The 17,884-nt window shown below is 41.7% G+C and carries 15 protein-coding genes; 4 read left to right on the forward strand and 11 right to left on the reverse strand.

The window, feature by feature from the left end:
* Positions 1–14: 14 nt before the first annotated feature.
* The 6 genes from N8L39_RS04405 to ruvB all read right to left on the reverse strand — a co-directional run bounded on the left by N8L39_RS04405 (position 15) and on the right by ruvB (position 6,620).
* Entirely contained in the window at positions 15–1,868 is a 1,854-nt protein-coding gene (locus N8L39_RS04405) for a proline--tRNA ligase (RefSeq protein WP_261010183.1), read from the reverse strand.
* A gap of 12 nt (positions 1,869–1,880) precedes the next feature.
* Positions 1,881–3,140, reverse strand: a complete 1,260-nt coding sequence (gene rseP / locus N8L39_RS04410) for an RIP metalloprotease RseP (protein WP_261010182.1) — start codon at positions 3,138–3,140, stop codon at positions 1,881–1,883.
* 21 nt (positions 3,141–3,161) lie between these two features.
* Positions 3,162–3,965 carry a phosphatidate cytidylyltransferase gene (locus tag N8L39_RS04415; RefSeq protein WP_049540615.1) on the reverse strand — a complete coding sequence of 268 codons (804 nt, stop codon included), beginning with the start codon at positions 3,963–3,965 and terminating at the stop codon, positions 3,162–3,164.
* 8 nt (positions 3,966–3,973) lie between these two features.
* Positions 3,974–4,732, reverse strand: coding sequence for an isoprenyl transferase (locus N8L39_RS04420; protein WP_000466722.1), 759 nt, complete (start codon positions 4,730–4,732; stop codon positions 3,974–3,976).
* A 336-nt stretch (positions 4,733–5,068) separates the two neighbouring features.
* Entirely contained in the window at positions 5,069–5,641 is a 573-nt protein-coding gene (locus N8L39_RS04425; protein ID WP_261010181.1) for a nucleotidyltransferase family protein, read from the reverse strand.
* On the reverse strand, positions 5,622–6,620 hold the full coding sequence (gene ruvB / locus N8L39_RS04430) for a Holliday junction branch migration DNA helicase RuvB (protein ID WP_081109233.1): 999 nt from the start codon (positions 6,618–6,620) through the stop codon (positions 5,622–5,624). Before ruvB ends, N8L39_RS04425 begins: the two co-directional genes overlap by 20 nt.
* A 132-nt stretch (positions 6,621–6,752) precedes the next feature.
* Here ruvB and N8L39_RS04435 point away from each other — a divergent pair, with 132 nt between their 5' ends.
* Positions 6,753–6,845 (forward strand): type I toxin-antitoxin system Fst family toxin, encoded by a 93-nt coding sequence (locus N8L39_RS04435; protein ID WP_070482418.1) that lies wholly within the window; start codon positions 6,753–6,755, stop codon positions 6,843–6,845.
* 817 nt (positions 6,846–7,662) lie between these two features.
* Here N8L39_RS04435 and N8L39_RS04440 read toward each other — a convergent pair.
* From N8L39_RS04440 to leuS, 3 genes are all read right to left on the reverse strand, one after another.
* Positions 7,663–8,079 carry a GNAT family N-acetyltransferase gene (locus N8L39_RS04440; protein WP_061589611.1) on the reverse strand — a complete coding sequence of 139 codons (417 nt, stop codon included), beginning with the start codon at positions 8,077–8,079 and terminating at the stop codon, positions 7,663–7,665.
* A gap of 11 nt (positions 8,080–8,090) precedes the next feature.
* On the reverse strand, positions 8,091–8,786 hold the full coding sequence (locus tag N8L39_RS04445) for a GNAT family N-acetyltransferase (RefSeq protein ID WP_261010180.1): 696 nt from the start codon (positions 8,784–8,786) through the stop codon (positions 8,091–8,093).
* A gap of 109 nt (positions 8,787–8,895) precedes the next feature.
* The gene (gene leuS, locus N8L39_RS04450) at positions 8,896–11,397 is read right to left on the reverse strand and encodes a leucine--tRNA ligase (RefSeq protein WP_261010179.1); all 2,502 of its coding nucleotides are present in this window, start codon (positions 11,395–11,397) and stop codon (positions 8,896–8,898) included.
* A 318-nt stretch (positions 11,398–11,715) separates the two neighbouring features.
* Here leuS and N8L39_RS04455 point away from each other — a divergent pair, with 318 nt between their 5' ends.
* The 3 genes from N8L39_RS04455 to N8L39_RS04465 are packed head-to-tail and all read left to right on the forward strand — an operon-like array spanning position 11,716 to position 15,508.
* On the forward strand, positions 11,716–12,756 hold the full coding sequence (locus tag N8L39_RS04455; RefSeq protein WP_261010178.1) for an ABC transporter substrate-binding protein: 1,041 nt from the start codon (positions 11,716–11,718) through the stop codon (positions 12,754–12,756).
* 12 nt (positions 12,757–12,768) lie between these two features.
* Positions 12,769–13,860, forward strand: a complete 1,092-nt coding sequence (locus N8L39_RS04460) for an ABC transporter ATP-binding protein (protein ID WP_261010177.1) — start codon at positions 12,769–12,771, stop codon at positions 13,858–13,860.
* Complete coding sequence (locus N8L39_RS04465; RefSeq protein ID WP_261010176.1) at positions 13,850–15,508, forward strand: ABC transporter permease; 1,659 nt, start codon at positions 13,850–13,852, stop codon at positions 15,506–15,508. The genes N8L39_RS04460 and N8L39_RS04465 overlap by 11 nt, the downstream gene beginning before the upstream one ends.
* A gap of 99 nt (positions 15,509–15,607) precedes the next feature.
* Here the strand turns inward: N8L39_RS04465 and N8L39_RS04470 are convergent, their stop codons facing one another.
* A complete protein-coding gene (locus tag N8L39_RS04470) occupies positions 15,608–16,300 on the reverse strand; it encodes a histidine phosphatase family protein (protein ID WP_261010175.1) in 693 nt (230 codons plus the stop codon).
* A gap of 244 nt (positions 16,301–16,544) precedes the next feature.
* Positions 16,545–17,882 (reverse strand): PFL family protein, encoded by a 1,338-nt coding sequence (locus N8L39_RS04475; RefSeq protein ID WP_124787535.1) that lies wholly within the window; start codon positions 17,880–17,882, stop codon positions 16,545–16,547.
* Positions 17,883–17,884 lie beyond the last annotated feature (2 nt).

Genomic DNA, 17,884 nt, shown 5'->3' on the forward strand with positions numbered 1-17,884 from the left:
TCTGATTATAGTTTTTATTTCTTGCTGAGAATTTCAAGCGTTTCAAGCAAGTTATCTGCGTGAACTTCGATGGTGTCACCAGTCGCTTTAATCTTCACTTCTACGATGCCATCGGCTGCTTTCTTCCCAACAGTGATACGGATTGGCAATCCAATCAAGTCACTATCGCTGAATTTGACTCCGACACGTTCATTACGGTCGTCTGTCAAGACTTCGTAACCAGCTCCCATCAAGCTTGCTTCAAGTTTTTCTGTCAAGGCTTGGGCTTCTTCATCCTTGACATTGACAGTAATCAAATGCACATCAAATGGTGCCAATTCTTTAGGGAAGTTGATTCCCCAAGCGTAACGGTATTCACCTTTTGGTGTTTTGTTAACAAAGAGGCGAGCGTGTTGCTCCATCACTGCTGAAAGGAGACGACTGACACCGATACCATATGAACCCATGATGATTGGTACAGCACGGCCATTTTCATCCAAGACATCTGCTCCCATGCTTGCTGAGTAGCGAGTCCCAAGTTTAAAGATGTGCCCAATTTCGATACCACGCGCAAAGTTAAGGACACCTTGTCCGTCTGGTGAAATTTCACCCTCACGAACTTCACGGATATCCACATATTCTGCAGTAAAGTCACGACCTGGGTTCACACCAGTCAAGTGATAGCCATCTTCGTTAGCACCGACAACTGCATTGCGAACATCTTGCACCTTACGATCTGCAATAATTTTAACATTCTCTGGCAAACCAACTGGTCCAAGTGAACCAAATCCTGCTTGAACAAGATTTGCCACTTCTTCTTCACTAGCAACGTCAAAGAAATCTGCTCCCAAGTGGTTTTTCAACTTGACTTCGTTGAGTTGGTCATTTCCAACTAGAAGGGCCGCAACAAGCTCACCATCTGCCATGTAGAAGAGAGTTTTAATTGTTTGTTCTTCTGGAACGTTAAGGAAGGCTGCAACTTCATCGATTGACTTAACATCTGGCGTTGCAACACGAGTTACTTCTTCTTCAGCGACAACACGGTTGCTTGGTTTGTACTCGTTTGTTGCCATTTCCAAGTTGGCCGCATAGCTAGATTCACTTGAGTAAGCAATGGTATCTTCACCAGAAACCATCCACTTAAGCAATTCTGCCTTAATCTCTTCTTGCACTTCTGTAGGAATTTCATCAAATGAGGCAACTGACTTGTCCAAGACAACCCAGCGGTCAAGGTCTGTACGAGCAGGTGTAATGGCCATAAATTCTTGGCTGTCCTTACCACCCATGGCTCCACCGTCACCGATGATAGCCTTGAAGTCTAAACCACTACGAGTGAAAATACGCTCATAGGCAGCCTTGTATTCATCATAAGTTACATCTAAGCTATCATAATTAGAGTGGAAGCTATAACCGTCTTTCATAATAAACTCACGCGTACGTAGAAGTCCATTACGTGGGCGTTTCTCATCACGATACTTAGGTTGAATTTGATAGAGATTGAGTGGCAATTGCTTGTAAGACTTAACAGAATCACGGACAATAGCTGTAAAGGTTTCTTCGTGAGTTGGACCTAGAATGAAGTCTGATTTTTCACGGTTTTTTAGTTTGTAAAGGTCTTCACCATAAGTTTCGTAACGACCTGATTCGCGCCACAATTCGGCACTGAGGAGGGCAGGAGCCAACATCTCAACGGCACCAATCTTATCGAATTCTTGGCGCATGATATTTTTAGCTTTTTCAATCACACGGTTGGCAAGTGGTAGGTAAGAATAAACACCTGCTGAGACTTGGCGAACATAACCAGCTCGCAACATGAGAGCGTGGCTGATAACTTGAGCATCGCTTGGCATTTCGCGAAGCGTTGGGATAGGCATTTTACTTTGTTTCATAATATTCCTCGATTATCTAAAAAAGAGTCGCATGATGTCATTCCAGGTCACAGCAATCATCAAGACAACCATGATGACCACTCCGGCCAAGGTGACATAGGTTTCAATTTCTTGTTTCAATGGTTTGCGGCGGATAGCTTCTAGGATATTGAGCACAATCTTACCACCATCCAGAGCTGGAATCGGAATAAGATTAAAAATCCCAATATTGATGGAAATCACTGCCAAGAAGTACAAGACATTCTCAATTCCATTTTTAGCGGCATCACTACTTGCCTTAAAGATAGCAACAGGTCCACCCAGCTTGTTCAAATCCGGTTGGAAAATCAAATTTTTCAGTTCTGAGAGAATTCGGAGGGCCGAGTCAGTAGCAGTTGTAAAACCACCTACAAACATGGATAGAAAATCTGACTTAATCCCCGGTTGAACACCTAGAAGGTAACGGCCTTGACTTTCTTCGGGTGTAACAGTGACTTGTTTGTCACTCCCCTTTTCAGAAATAGTCACATCCAAAGTCGGGGCCGTCTTATCTTTGGTTTCTGTTTCCACAGCCTGAATCAAGCTTTCCCAGTTGTTAATCTCATGTGAGCCAATCTTGGTAATTTGTGCCGTTTCTGGCACTCCCACTTTAGCCAAGGCCCCTTGAGGCATGACATGGAACTGGTTGGTATCGACATCTCTGACACCACCCTGCATGAAGATTAAAATCCAGAAAACAACGACACCTAAGATAAAGTTGTTCATAGGACCTGCAAAGTTGGTAATCAGTTTCCCCCAGATAGTCGCATTTTGATATTGAACATCTAAAGGTGCAATCCGAACCTCAGTACCATCTGCTTCCACAACCGTTGCATCGTGATCCACTGCAAATGTTTTTTCTTCTTCCAGAACCAATCCTTTGATAAAGAGCTTGTCTTCAAAATCAAACTGTGTCACCTGCATAGGGAGAGCTGTTTGATCTAATTTTTTACCTGAAAGATTGATGCGTTTAACCTTACCATCATCAGTAAGCGTCAAACTGACAGGAGTTCCTGTCTTGATTTCAGTTGTATCATCACCCCAACCGGCCATGCGAACATAGCCACCCAGAGGCAAGATTCGAATGGTATAGGCCGTCCCATCCTTGCCAATATGAGCAAAGATCTTGGGTCCCATGCCAATGGCAAATTCACGCACTAGAATTCCTGATTTCTTTGCAAAGTAGAAGTGTCCGAACTCGTGCACCACTACAATAATCCCGAAAACCAGAATAAAGGTTAAAATTCCGAGCATAGTATTTCCTCCATCTTTTGATTAAAAGAGTCCAAACAAGTGCATGATTGGAAATACAAGCAACATACTATCGAAACGATCCAAAACACCACCATGTCCAGGGATAAATTTCCCAGAATCCTTGACACCAAAGTGACGCTTGATCGAACTTTCTAGTAAATCACCAAATTGTCCAGCAATGCTAAAGAAAATAGCAAAGACGGACATCTTGTAAATTCCATACGGAAGAGCAACTGTACTGTCAAACATCATAAAGATGATGGTTACTAAAATAGCACCTAAAATACCACCCAAGGCACCCTCAAAGGTTTTATTTGGAGAAACTGTCGGAGCTAATTTTCGTTTACCATAGTTCATCCCAACAAGATAGGCACCACTGTCTGTCGCCCAGACAATACACAAGGCCAAGAGAGCCTTATCTAAACCTGCAACGCGAGCATCTAGTAAAGCATTAAATCCAAAGCCTACATAGAAACTCATAGCAAGAGGAAAAACAGCGTCCTCAATCGTATAAGACTTGCTAAAAACAGTCGTTCCTAACATGATTGAAATCAAAACACTATAGGCAACCACATTCCCATCAACTGGTAAAAAAGTCAGATAATTCTCCAAGGGAATGGTCAAAGCAAAGGTTGCAAAGAGGGTTAAGAGGCCCTCCATAGTCATGGTCTCTAGACCTCTCATCTTCAAAAGTTCATGCATGGCTAGCATGGCTATGATTCCAATTGCTATCTGAAGCAAGAGGCCACCAATCATTAAAATTGGTAGGAAAATAGCCAGGGCAATCCCTGCAAACAAGGTTCTTTTCTGTAAATCCTGTGTCATATTTCCTCCTAAACTCCTCCAAATCGGCGATGACGACGATTGTAGGCAAGAATGGCTTCCTGCAAGGCCGCCTCGTCAAAATCAGGCCACAAGGTATCCGTAAAATAGAGCTCACTGTAGGCTCCCTGCCATGGAAGGAAATTGCTCAAACGCAATTCTCCACTAGTACGGATAATCAAGTCTGGGTCTCGTAACTCCTTAGGCAAATGCTGGGTGAAGAGATAGTTGCCAATCAATTCCTCTGTGATGTCACCTGGGTTGATTTTGGCATCTAACACATCCTGGGAAATCAACTTAAGAGCCTGTGTAATCTCAGCACGTCCACCATAGTTGAGGGCAAAATTAAGAATCAAACCTGTGTTGTTCTTAGTCAATTCCTCAGCCTTGGTCAGAGCTTCAAAAGTTTGCTTAGGCAGGCGGTCTGTCTCCCCAATCATTTGAATCTTAACATTATTCGCATGCAATTCCGGGACATAATTATCATAAAACTCTACTGGCAAGTTCATGATAAACTTGACTTCCTGATCTGGACGGGTCCAGTTTTCTGTAGAAAAAGCATAAACTGTAATCACCTTGACGCCTAGTTTGTTGGCTGCCTTGGTCACAGTTTGCAATGCTTCCATGCCCGCCTTGTGTCCGAAGACTCGCGGTTGCATACGTTTTTTAGCCCAACGCCCATTGCCATCCATGATGATGCCGATATGAGCAGGAACCTGTGTCGGAACCTCTACTTCCACAGCCTTATCTTTCTTAAAAAATCCAAACATGATCTTATTCCTATTCAAAAATCTATCGTTTCATTATACCATATTTCCCTATTTTCTTCTATCACTAAGCTATTTATACTCTTCGAAAATCAAATTCAAACCACGTCAGCTTCACCTTGCCGTACTCAAGTACAGCCTGCGGCTAGCTTCCTAGTTTGCTCTTTGATTTTCATTGAGTATTATTCTCAGGCACAAAGCCCATTTCCAAAAAAATAAGCCGCCTGATTGGGCGACTTTATTTTTTATAGGGAGATTATTATGAAAAAGTTTTAGGAGTTTAAGTTAAGGTCTTCTTAACTTATGGACTTAGTATACACTTCCTAGCTTAAAGTTTCCTTAAGTATTTTTAAAAATCAAATTTTTCCATTTTTCCTGCCAATTTTTCTTGGATAATCGTGTTTGATAGAGAGCCATTCGGTCTTCATTTTCTAAGAAATGAGGAGTGGGACGAACTTGAAAATTCAAAATATCCTCCAAACCATAAGGTGCATAGAGTTCAAAATCGGATTCTTCATTCAAGCGTAGTCCAACAGCCGTACATTGTTCTGGATACTTACTCATAGCATCACGGGAACTGGTATAGGGAGCAGTATGAGGGCTGTGCTGGTACATATAGACTTGATTTTTCAATTCCCACTGGTACTGAGGAAAGTCCTCTCTCAGTTTTTTCTCTAGGGACAAGGTTTCCTCATAAGAAATATCTGGATCAAAGAAAATCACATCTACATCTGTTTCACAGTCAAAAGAGGATTTGTCTGACAAGAGATTCCAGATGAAATTTCTGACAGAACCTGCTGCCAACCAGGAATCTTTCAACTCCAGGTTTCGGATGATAGTCAGAATAGCCATCATATCTGGATTTTTTCTAAAATCCTCTAGAATTTCTTGCTTATTTTTCATTGTATTCATAACCTAAGTGATCATATGCCTTAGCAGTCGCTACCCGTCCAGATCGCGTCCGCATGATAAAGCCTTTTTGGATTAAGTAAGGCTCATACATATCTTCAACTGTCTCACGTTCTTCTGCTATGTTAACAGAAAGAGTTCCTAAACCGACGGGACCACCACCGTACATCTCAATCATGGTGCGAAGGATTTTCTGGTCCACATAGTCCAAACCTTCATGGTCAACATCCAGCATAGTCAAAGCCTTATCGGTAATAAGATCATCGATAACCCCATTCCCCATTATCTGGGCAAAATCACGCACACGCTTGAGGAGACGATTGGCAATACGAGGGGTCCCACGACTACGTAGGGCCAACTCAGATGCTGCCTCATGGGTGATTTCCATCTCAAAAATATCTGCCGTCCGCTCGACAATTTCTGTCAAGTCAGCATGAGCATAATACTCCATATGTCCCGTAATCCCAAAACGTGCCCGTAGAGGATTTGACAGCATACCAGCCCGAGTCGTCGCACCAATCAAGGTAAAAGGTGGCAACTCCAAATGAACGCTGCGACTGCCTTCACCAGCACCAATCATGATATCAATGTAGAAGTCCTCCATGGCACTATAAAGCACCTCTTCCACAGACATGGGCAAGCGATGAATCTCATCAATAAAAAGGACATCCCCAGGCTCTAAGTCATTCAAAATCGCTACCAGATCTCCGGCTTTTTCAATGACTGGACCCGAAGTCTGCTTGATATTGACACCTAGTTCGTTGGCAATAACAAAAGCCATGGTCGTTTTTCCCAAGCCTGGAGGCCCGAATAAGAGCACATGATCCAGCGCTTCATCCCGCATTTTGGCAGCCTCGATAAAGATTTGGAGCTGGTCCTTGACCTTGTCCTGCCCAATATATTCACGTAAGTACTGAGGACGGAGCGTGCGTTCTACTAACTCCTCATCCCCCATTATCTCATTATCTAAAATTCTACTCATGGCTCTATTATATCAAAAAACAAAGCCACAAACAAAAAAGCCACTGGATTGGTGCCTCCCGAGTTTAACACTTATGTGGAATAATATTCTACGGCACTACTACACCACCTACGAAAGGAGGTGAGATAGCCCATGATGGAATTAGTACTCAAAACTATCATCGAACCAATTGTGGTCGGTGTCGTTCTTCGATTAGTCGATAAATGGCTAAACGAGGACAAATAGTGTCAAAAAAGACCCCAAGCTTATTTGGTCGTGAGCTTGGAGTCTTTTCTAGCCTATGATATAGAACTAATCCTTAATTCCTCTCCATTATCCTACAGTTCACAAATTTTGTCAAATGTTTATATTCTCGACTTTTCAAGCTTTAACCACTGTACAACAAAACGGTCAAGATTAAGAGAAAGTTAGGGATTCTATCAATTTCATAAAAATTTTGATTTCGTAAACGAAGAGACAAGCTTACATGTCACTCCTCATTTAATACGCCACTACTGGACAAGTAAAATCGTCATTACAATAGTTCCATTCCTTCAATTAACAGTCACCTACAATCAAATTAAGGTTGAATTCACTTAAATAGCAACAGACCTATTTCTTAGTCATATTCGCTAAAAAGATTCCCGCCAATTCCCCGACCAAAATCAGAAAAATATCGAAAAATGATTTTTAGAATAGTCCCCAAAAGCCTGAAATAGAGCCAAAAAACTCCACCTGATTGGGTGGAGTTAAGGGAGATTATTATGAAAAAGAAAAGTTTAGGATTTTATTAAATAAAGTTAGGAGGTCTTTATTTAATAACTATATGATACAAGACGAAACTTAAAACTAGCTTAACTTTTCTCAAATTCTACCATTTTTAAAAAAATTTCTATCAGCATCACCTCACCCTACAAAAAAGCCACCTGATTGGGTGACTTCATTAGGAGATTATGATGAAAAAAGTTTTAGGATTTCATTAAATAAAGTTAGGAGGTCTTTATTTAATGACTATATAATACTAGACCAGCCTTAAACTTTGCTTAAGAAAAAACAAGTTTTGTTATTTTTTACGATTCACCCAAGTCATACCTATACAATTATAGGTGGATAAGATTTCAAAGCCCATAGAACGATAGAATTCCAAGGTTCTTTCTGTCTGTTCTGTCACCAGCTGGACTTGATAGGCATCTTTGTAATCCTCTAAAGCCTCTTTCATCAAAGCACTGCCTATCCCTTGACGCTGATAGATAGGTAAAACGATTAAATCCTGAACCAGTATTGATGAGAATCCATCTCCAACCAAACGAATCAAGCCCACCACAGCATCGCCATCAAGCGCCACATAAATCACTAATGAATGAGATAAGGCCTGCTCCAGCATCTCTGGTTGATGGGTATAATTTGTCCAACCGACAGCCTGATAGAGATGCAAAACATCCTCTAGCTTGACAATTTCTTGCTTTTTAATAGTAATCATCTCAACACCTATTAAAGCTCTCTCAAGCTCTTGTACTGTCGTCCATTTTTATCAAAGTTTTCAGGACGCAACCATGTTTCCAAACGAGATTTGACTTTGGGCCAGTCCTTATCAATCATAGACAGCCAATCCGTATTCCTCGTCCGTCCCTTATAAACCACTGCCTGACGGAAGGTTCCTTCGTAGACAAATCCCAAACGCTCCGCAGCTCGTCTTGATGGCATGTTAAGAGCATCGCATTTCCACTCATAGCGACGATAATTAAGCTCCTCAAAGACATAGCAAGCCAAGAGATACTGGGCTTCTGTCCCTATCCGTGTCCCCCTGAGTTTTGGAGAAAAAGTGACAGCTCCCACTTCTATTACTCGGTTATTCTGGTCAATACGCATGAGAGAAAAAGTTCCCAAAGCCTTACCAGTTGCCTTGTCTATGATTGCATAGTAAAAACGGTCCTTACGAGCTAACATCTGATTTAAAAAGGTAACCAGCTCCTCCATATCTGCCACTGGTTCCTGAAAGAGGTAGGTCCACATCTCCCGAGGAGTATCCGGACCATAAACAGCTAGCAAATCCTCCGCATGCTTTTCCACTGAAAGAGCCTCTATTCGAGCATAACGCCCTTCTAAGAAATCAATAGAGGGCAATTCACCTGGTGTATAACCTTCCATTGACTCACCAATCATTTGACCATATTCATTTACTGGCATCTTATTCTCCTTATTTCACTTTTCAAACTTTATAGTTGCCCATAGTATATCATACTTTCATAAGAAGATTCAAAAAATCCTCCAGATTCTACTCTGAAGGATTCCTATCTTATTTCACAACGATATTAACTAATTTATTCGGTACACTAATCACTTTCACGATTTCCTTACCGTCAATTTCTGCTTTGACTTTTTCATCAGCTAGAGCAATCTCTTGTAATTCTTCGCGTGATAGGTCTTTAGCTACCATGAGTTTGGCACGGACTTTACCTTTGATTTGAACGACGATTTCGATTTCGTCTTCAACCAATTTACTTTCGTCCCAAGTTGGCCAAGCCACATAAGAGATTGACTCACCTGTTGCTGCAACTGTTTGCCAGAGCTCTTCTGCCAAGTGAGGCGCAAATGGTGCAATCAATTGGATAAAGCCTTTGGCGTAGTCTGCATAAAGCTTGTCTTCCTTGTTAGCTGCATTGACAAAGACCATAAGTTGGGCAATAGCTGTGTTGAATTTGAGGGACTCAATTTGTTCTGTGACAGCTTTAACGGTTTCGTTGTAAACTTTGTCGAGAGCGCCATTGTTTTCCTCAAGGATTTCTTTACTTGTAATCAAACGGTAAACACGGTCAAGGAACTTACGACTTCCTTCCAGACCTTCTTCTGACCAAGCGATTGAAGCATCAAGTGGTCCCATGAACATTTCATAAACACGAAGGGTATCGGCACCGTATTGCTCCACCACGTCGTCTGGGTTGACAACGTTCCTGAGCGATTTAGACATCTTGGCTGGTGCTTGCTCCAACTCTTCCCCTGTTTCTACATGGAAGAAAGAACCGTCACGTTTTTCAACCTTATCGGTTGCCACAAGAGCGCCACGGTGGTCACGGTAGCTTGTTCCCAAAATCATTCCTTGGTTAAATAGTTTTTGGAATGGTTCCTTAGTTGGAACAACACCAAGGTCGTAGAGGAATTTGTGCCAGAAACGAGCATAAAGCAAGTGAAGTACAGCATGTTCCGCACCACCAACGTAGATATCTACTGGCAACCATTGTTTGAGGAGGTCCTCATCAGCCAATTTCTCAGTATTGTGTGGGTCAATATAGCGGAGGTAGTACCAGCTTGAACCTGCCCATTGTGGCATAGTGTTGGTTTCACGACGACCTTTAACACCATCTTCACGAGTCACTTCAAGCCAGTCTGTCAAGTTAGCTAGTGGACTTTCACCAGTACCTGAAGGACGTATATCCTTGGTTACAGGCAAGACAAGTGGCAATTCACTTTCAGGGACAGCTGTTGAAGTTCCGTCTTCCCAATGAATGATTGGAATCGGCTCACCCCAGTAACGTTGACGGCTAAAGAGCCAGTCGCGGAGACGGTAGGTAACCTTCTCTTGTCCATAGCCTTTTTCTTCCAACCAAGCCACAATCTTAGCAATCGCTTCTTCTTTGTTGAGTCCATCTAGGAAGTCTGAATTAACGTGAAGGCCATCCTCTGTGTATGCAGCTTCTTCAACATTTCCACCTTCAAGGACTTCTACGATTGGAAGGCCAAATTGTTTGGCAAATTCCCAGTCACGTTGGTCGTGGGCAGGAACAGCCATTACCGCACCTGTACCATAGCTAGCAAGAACATAGTCCGCAATCCAGATTGGAATTTCCTTACCATTGACAGGGTTGACTGCATAAGCACCAGTCCAAACCCCTGTTTTTTCTTTAGCAAGGTCTGTACGAGCCAAGTCAGACTTGAGGCTAGCTTGGTGTTTGTAGTCTGCTACTGCCTCTGCTTGCTCTGAACTTGTGATAGCGTCAACCAATTCATGCTCAGGAGCCAAAACAGTGAAAGTCGCACCGAAAAGAGTATCAGGACGAGTAGTAAAGACAGTGAATTCCTTATCAGTTCCCTTAACCTTGAAGGTTACATTAGCACCAGTTGATTTACCAATCCAGTTGCGCTGCATGTCCTTGATAGACTCTGGCCAATCTAGTTCATCTAAGTCATTGAGCAAGCGCTCTGCGTAAGCCGTGATTTTGAGCATCCATTGACGCATTGGTTTACGAACAACTGGATAGCCTCCACGTTCAGAAGTTCCGTCAGGAAGCACTTCTTCATTGGCAATGGCAGTTCCCAATTCCTCAACCCAGTTTACTGGCACTTCAGCTTCATAGGCCAAGCCTTTTTCGTAAAGCTTGGTGAAAATCCATTGAGTCCACTTGTAGTAGTTTGGATCTGTTGTATTGACTTCACGATCCCAGTCGTAAGAGAAGCCAAGCGCATTGATTTGGCGTTTGAAGTTGGCAATGTTTTCCGCCGTAAATTCCGCTGGGTCATTACCTGTATCCATAGCGTATTGCTCTGCAGGCAAACCAAAAGCATCCCAACCCATTGGGTGAAGGACATTGTAGCCTTGCGCACGTTTGTAACGGCTGAGGATATCGGTTGCGGTGTAACCTTCTGGGTGCCCTACGTGTAGACCCGCTCCAGACGGATAAGGGAACATATCGAGAGCATAAAACTTCGGTTTTGATGCATCTGTTCCAGTCTTAAATGTATGATGTTCTGCCCAGTAGCCCTGCCACTTAGGCTCAATTTCTTTATGATTGTAAAAACTCATGGTCTCTCTCCAATTTTGTGATGTTACTATTATACCATTTTTGAGGGAATTTTAAAGACGAGAAATGTTCTTTTAGGCTTGTATGACAAGAAAGACTGAATCGCAAATCCAGCTTATGTAGCAGTATAAAAAATTAGCCCCCATTTGGAGCTAACTTCTATCAATTATTTGTTTCTTGTATTTTCTTCCCCTAGCGTCTTTAACTCATATTTCTCGTTTTAGATTTCTTTAAGGTTTTTATTATATCCTGTAGAACTCTACAATTTAAAAACATTAACAATCTAGGTAGAGAAAACGTTCGTAAAAAAGGAGATTCTTATGAAAAAACTACTATTCTTTCTCTCTTGTGGATGGATATTTCTTACTTTATCAGGATGTTCTTCAGCTATAGAAGCGGAGACTAACACTGAAAAAGGTTCAGATAACACTTTGGTTGTCTACTCACCTAACCCTGAAGACCTTATCGAAGAAACAATCCCAGCCTTCGAAGAAAAATATGGTGTTAAGGTTGACTTAGTACAAGCCAGTACTGGTGAATTGTTCAAAAAAGCTGAGGCTGAAAAAGAATCCCCTGTAGCCGATGTCATTTTCGGAGGCTCCTACGCCCTCTTCTCTTCTAACGAAAATCTTTTTGAACCTTATATTTCTCAAGAGAACGACCAGATAATCCCTGAATATCAAAATAAAACCGGATTCTACACGCCTTATACACTTGATGTCAGTGTCATCATTGCCAATTCAGCTCTTACAAAAGATATTAAAATTGAAGGCTACAATGATCTACTCAATCCTAAATTAAAAGGAAAAATCGTAACTGCTGATCCAAGTAATGCTTCTAGCGCCTTTGCTCAATTGACAAACATGCTTGTCGATCAAGGTGGATACGAAAATGAACAATCTTGGAACTATGTGAAAAATCTATTTACCCTAGTAGATGGAAAGATTGCATCTAGTTCTTCAAATGTTTACAAAGCCGTCGCAGATGGAGAAATGGCTGTAGGGCTCACCTATGAAGATCCTGCCTTAAAACTTTTAAATGACGGAGTTGATGTAAAAGTCATTTATCCAAAAGAAGGAACCGTCTTTTTACCTGGTAATGCGGCTATCGTTAAAAATGCCAAACACATGGAAAACGCCAAGAAGTTTATCGATTTTCTCCTTTCTCAAGAAATCCAAGATAAGTTAGGAACTGAAACAACAATCAGACCTATTCGTAAAAATGCTAGAACCAATAAAAATATGAAGGCTATGACAGAAATCAATATTGCCACTGAAGATTCTGATTATGTCATTAAAAACAAATCCGCCATTCTTAAAAAGTACAATGATATTTTTACAGATATCCAATCTAAACAGTAAAAGAGGTTCACTATGAGTGAGATCAAAATTATTAACGCCAAAAAAATCTACCACGATGTTCCTGTTATTGATAATTTAAATATTACAGTTCCCAAAGGAAGTCTCTTTACCATCCTTGGTCCTTCAGGGTGTGGGAAAACGACCCTTCTTCGTATGATTGCAGGTTTCAACAGTATCGAAGGTGGAGAATTTTACTTCGATGATACAAAAATCAATAATATGGAACCCAGCAAACGCAATATCGGCATGGTTTTCCAAAACTACGCTATTTTCCCACATTTGACTGTCCGAGATAATGTCGCTTTTGGTCTCAAGCAAAAGAAAGTCCCTAAAGAAGAATTGGTACAACAGACCAATAAGTATCTTGAACTCATGCAAATTGCTCAATATGCGGATCGAAAGCCCGATAAGCTCAGTGGTGGACAACAACAACGTGTCGCCTTGGCACGTGCCTTAGCGGTTAATCCAAGTGTTCTCCTCATGGACGAGCCACTTAGTAATCTGGATGCCAAACTTCGCTTGGATATGCGTCAAGCCATCCGAGAAATCCAACACGAAGTGGGAATTACAACTGTTTATGTAACCCACGACCAAGAAGAAGCCATGGCTATTTCAGACCAAATTGCTGTTATGAAAGACGGAGTCATCCAACAAATCGGCCGACCAAAAGAACTCTATCATAAACCAGCTAATGAGTTTGTAGCAACCTTTATCGGACGCACAAATATTATCCCTGCCAATCTCGAAAAACGGAGCGACGGCGCTTATATCGCCTTTTCAGATGGCTATGCTCTTCGAATGCCAGCCCTTGATCAGGCTGAGGAACAAGCTATTCATGTAAGCATTCGTCCTGAAGAGTTTATCAAAGATGAATCTGGAGATATTGAAGGAACTATTAGCGATAGCGTCTATCTTGGACTGAATACTGAATACTTCATCGAAACAGGATTTGCCTCAAAAATTCAAGTTAGCGAAGAATCAACTTTTGAAGAAGATCTACAAAAAGGCGATCGTATTCGTCTACGAATCAATACTCAAAAATTAAACGTCTTTTCTGCAGATGGTTCACAAAACCTGATAAAAGGAGCCAACCATGGAACGTAAAAAACTAAATATTTGGACAGCCTCCTCTTTCTTCATCTTTCTTACCTATCTTGTCTTTCTCGTTTATCCTATCGTTACCGTGCTCAAGCAAGCACTCATACATGAAGGACAATTCTCACTAGCTAATTTTGTCACTTTCTTTAGTAAAGCCTACTACTCTGAGACACTTGTCAACAGTTTCAAGGTTTCCATTACCGCTACTGTCACTTCCTTGGTCGTAGGAACCCTATTAGCTTATCTCTTCTCTATGTATGACTTCAAGGGAAAGAAATTTCTACAAATATTGATTATCATTGCTTCCATGTCAGCTCCTTTCGTAGGAGCCTACTCCTGGATTCTCTTGCTGGGACGAAACGGGGTCATTACTAAATTCCTGACAAATTCCCTTCATCTTCCAGCTATCGATATTTATGGATTCAAAGGAATTGTACTTGTCTTTACACTGCAACTATTCCCACTGGTATTTCTATACGTTGCCGGAACAATGAAAAGTATTGACAATTCTCTACTTGAAGCTGCTGAAAGCATGGGGTCCTTCGGATTTAAGCGTATCGTAACGGTTGTTTTACCTCTCCTAGTTCCAACCTTACTAGCTGCTGCCTTGCTTGTATTTATGAGAGCATTCTCAGACTTTGGAACGCCTATGTTGATTGGTGAAGGATATCGGACTTTCCCCGTCTTGATTTATACTCAATTTATTAGCGAGGTTGGAGGAAATTCAGCTTTTGCATCTGCTTTAGCAATTATGGCGATTATCATTGCCTTGGCAATTTTCCTTATCCAAAAATACATTTCAAATCGCTACAGTTTCAGCATGAACTCGCTCCACCCAATTGAGCCTAAAAAAACCACAAAAGGAAAAATGGTTGCCATTTATGCAACAGTCTACGGAATTATCTTGTTCTCTGTTCTACCTCAAGTCTACTTGATTTATACTTCTTTCCTAAAAACATCAGGTATGGTATTTGTCAAAGGCTATTCTCTAAACAGTTACAAGGTAGCTTTCAATCGTATGGGATCTGCTATTTTCAATACCATTCGTATCCCTTTGATTGCCTTAGTTCTAGTTGTCCTATTTGCAACATTTATCTCCTACCTAGCCGTTAGAAAACGGAATTTGTTTACAAACTTAATTGACAGCCTCAGTATGGTCCCTTATATTGTACCAGGAACCGTTCTAGGGATTGCCTTCATTTCTTCCTTCAATACTGGACTATTTGGAAGTGGATTTCTTATGATTACAGGGACAGCTTTCATCTTGATTATGTCTCTATCTGTCAGAAGATTACCTTATACTATTCGCTCATCTGTTGCTAGCTTGCAACAAATAGCACCAAGTATTGAAGAAGCCGCTGAGAGCTTAGGAAGTAATCGTCTCAATACCTTTGCCAAGATTACAACTCCAATGATGCTATCTGGTATTATTTCTGGAGCCATCCTATCTTGGGTCACAATGATTTCAGAACTCTCTACTTCTATCCTCCTCTACAATGTAAAAACAAGAACAATGACTGTAGCTATTTATACAGAGGTTCTCAGGGGGAATTACGGTGTAGCCGCAGCCTTGTCAACTATCCTGACTGTTCTAACAGTAGGTTCCTTGCTCTTGTTTATGAAAATCTCTAAAAGCAATAGCATTACACTTTAGTTTTCCCCATCAAAAACAGCCGAAAGAATTCTCGGCTGTTTTTTCTTATCTTGATATTCTTATCAAATTCCTAGCTCATGGCAAGCAAGTCTAGACTGATTAAATAGAGGCTTCCTCCATCTTCTCACGTCCTAGTTCTCGGTAACTACGGTCGCCGACAATTTCTACGCTAAACTGGCCGTCCTCATATTCAAGAATCGTCACGCTACCATTATCTAGACCATGCGGATGCATGCCATTAATCAAATAAACAATGGTTCCAATGGTCATTCCGTGGCTCACGACAAGAGCGTTGCCCCCATCTTGTTCTTCCATTTCCTTGGCAATCGCTTCAAATCCTTCCTTGATTCGGCCACTGAGTTTTTCCCAGCCTTCAGCCCAACCAGCTGTATCGACCTCTACCAAGCCCTCAGCCAGCTCAGCATAAGACAATTGGTGAACGTGGTCCACATTAAAGATACGAGGAATAATGCCCATGAAAAGATCGCCATCGTAGGCCCCGTCAAAGCTACCAAAACACCATTCCCTGATACGCTTGTCCATGCGATAAGGGATTTTCCCCTGCAAGCCAAGTTCTTCAAGAATGATTCCCATAGTCTGAATTGTGCGCCCAGAATCACTCGAATAAGCGCGCTCAAACTGCAGACCAGATTCTCGCAAACCGATTCCTAATTCTTGAATCCCTCGCTCACCTTCAGCTGTTAAGGGAGTATCGCTCCAACCTTGCGCGCGACCAATCGTGTTAAACATGGTCTTGCCATGACGTACCAAATACAATCGTACTTTTACCATTTCCCGTCCTCCGTTTGCTTCTATTATATCATGGATGATAAAACAAAAGCCACCCAGACAGGCGACTTTTGCAGGAGATTATTATGAAAAAGTTTAGGAGTTCTATTAAATAAAGATATTAGATGAAAATCAAATTCAAACTAAATCAGTGTTATCTGTTTCAAATAATATTAGGAGGTCTTTATTTAATGATTATAGTATACACACCTAACCTTAAATAGAACTTAAAATTTCTCCTATTTTCTTAATTTTTAAAACTATGAATTGGTGCTGGGATTTGTCCTCCACGAGAGATGAAATCAACAGACGAAGCCCCATTGACTTTCATAACTGGAGCTGTACCAAGAAGACCACCAAATTCAATCATATCTCCCTCTTTTCCTTTAGGAATGATACGAACAGCCGTTGTTTTCATGTTAATGACACCAATTGCAGCCTCATCCGCAATCATAGCCGCAATGGTTTCAGCAGGAGTATCTTCTGGAATGGCAATCATATCCAATCCAACAGAACAGATAGCCGTCATAGCTTCTAGTTTTTCCAAATTAAGAGAACCATTTTGCACTGCAGCAATCATCCCCTCATCCTCAGAAACAGGGATAAAGGCACCAGACAAACCACCGACTTGGTTGCAGGCCATAACTCCACCCTTCTTAACTTGGTCATTCAAGAGAGCCAAAGCAGCCGTCGTCCCGTGTGTTCCAACTGTCTCAAGTCCCATTTCCTCAAGGACACGTGCAACAGAATCTCCAACCGCAGGAGTTGGCGCCAAACTCAAGTCCACAATACCAAACTCCACACCCAGTCTTTCACTAGCCATCTGACCAACCAATTGACCGATACGAGTGATTTTAAAGGCAGTTTTCTTAACTGTTTCGGCTACTACATCAAAGCTCTGTCCACGAACTTTTTCCAAGGCACGTTTCACAACACCAGGACCAGAAACTCCGACATTGATGATAACATCTGCCTCCCCAACACCATGAAAGGCACCCGCCATAAATGGATTGTCCTCAACAGCATTAGCGAATACAACCAACTTGGCCGCTCCCATATCTGATAGATTAGCCGTTTCCTTAATAACTCGTCCCATATCTGCCACAGCCGTCATATTAATACCAGACTTGGTTGAGCCAATATTAACTGACGAGCAAACCTTATCCGTTTCAGCCAAAGCACGAGGAATAGAATTGATTAGAATCTCATCTCCCTTTTGATACCCTTTTTGTACCAAGGCAGAGAAACCACCAATAAAGTCCACACCGATTTCTTTCGCAGCCTTATCAAGCGCTTTTGCCAGAACCACATAGTCCGTCGCATCTGTCGCGGCCCCAATCAGAGAAATAGGAGTCACCGATACACGCTTATTAACGATAGGAATTCCCAACTCAGCTGCAATTTCGTCACCAACAGTCACTAAATTAGCTGCCTTGGTCGTAATCTTTTGATAAATTTTCTCCGCAGCACGATTGATATCCGGATCGATACAGTCCAAAAGAGAAATCCCCATGGTAATAGTTCTGATATCGAAGTTTTGCTCCTCAATCATGGCGATGGTTTCAGTAACTTGTCTAATATCCATGA

It is taken from the genome of Streptococcus mitis (assembly GCF_946190285.1).
Lineage (GTDB): Bacteria > Bacillota > Bacilli > Lactobacillales > Streptococcaceae > Streptococcus > Streptococcus mitis_CP.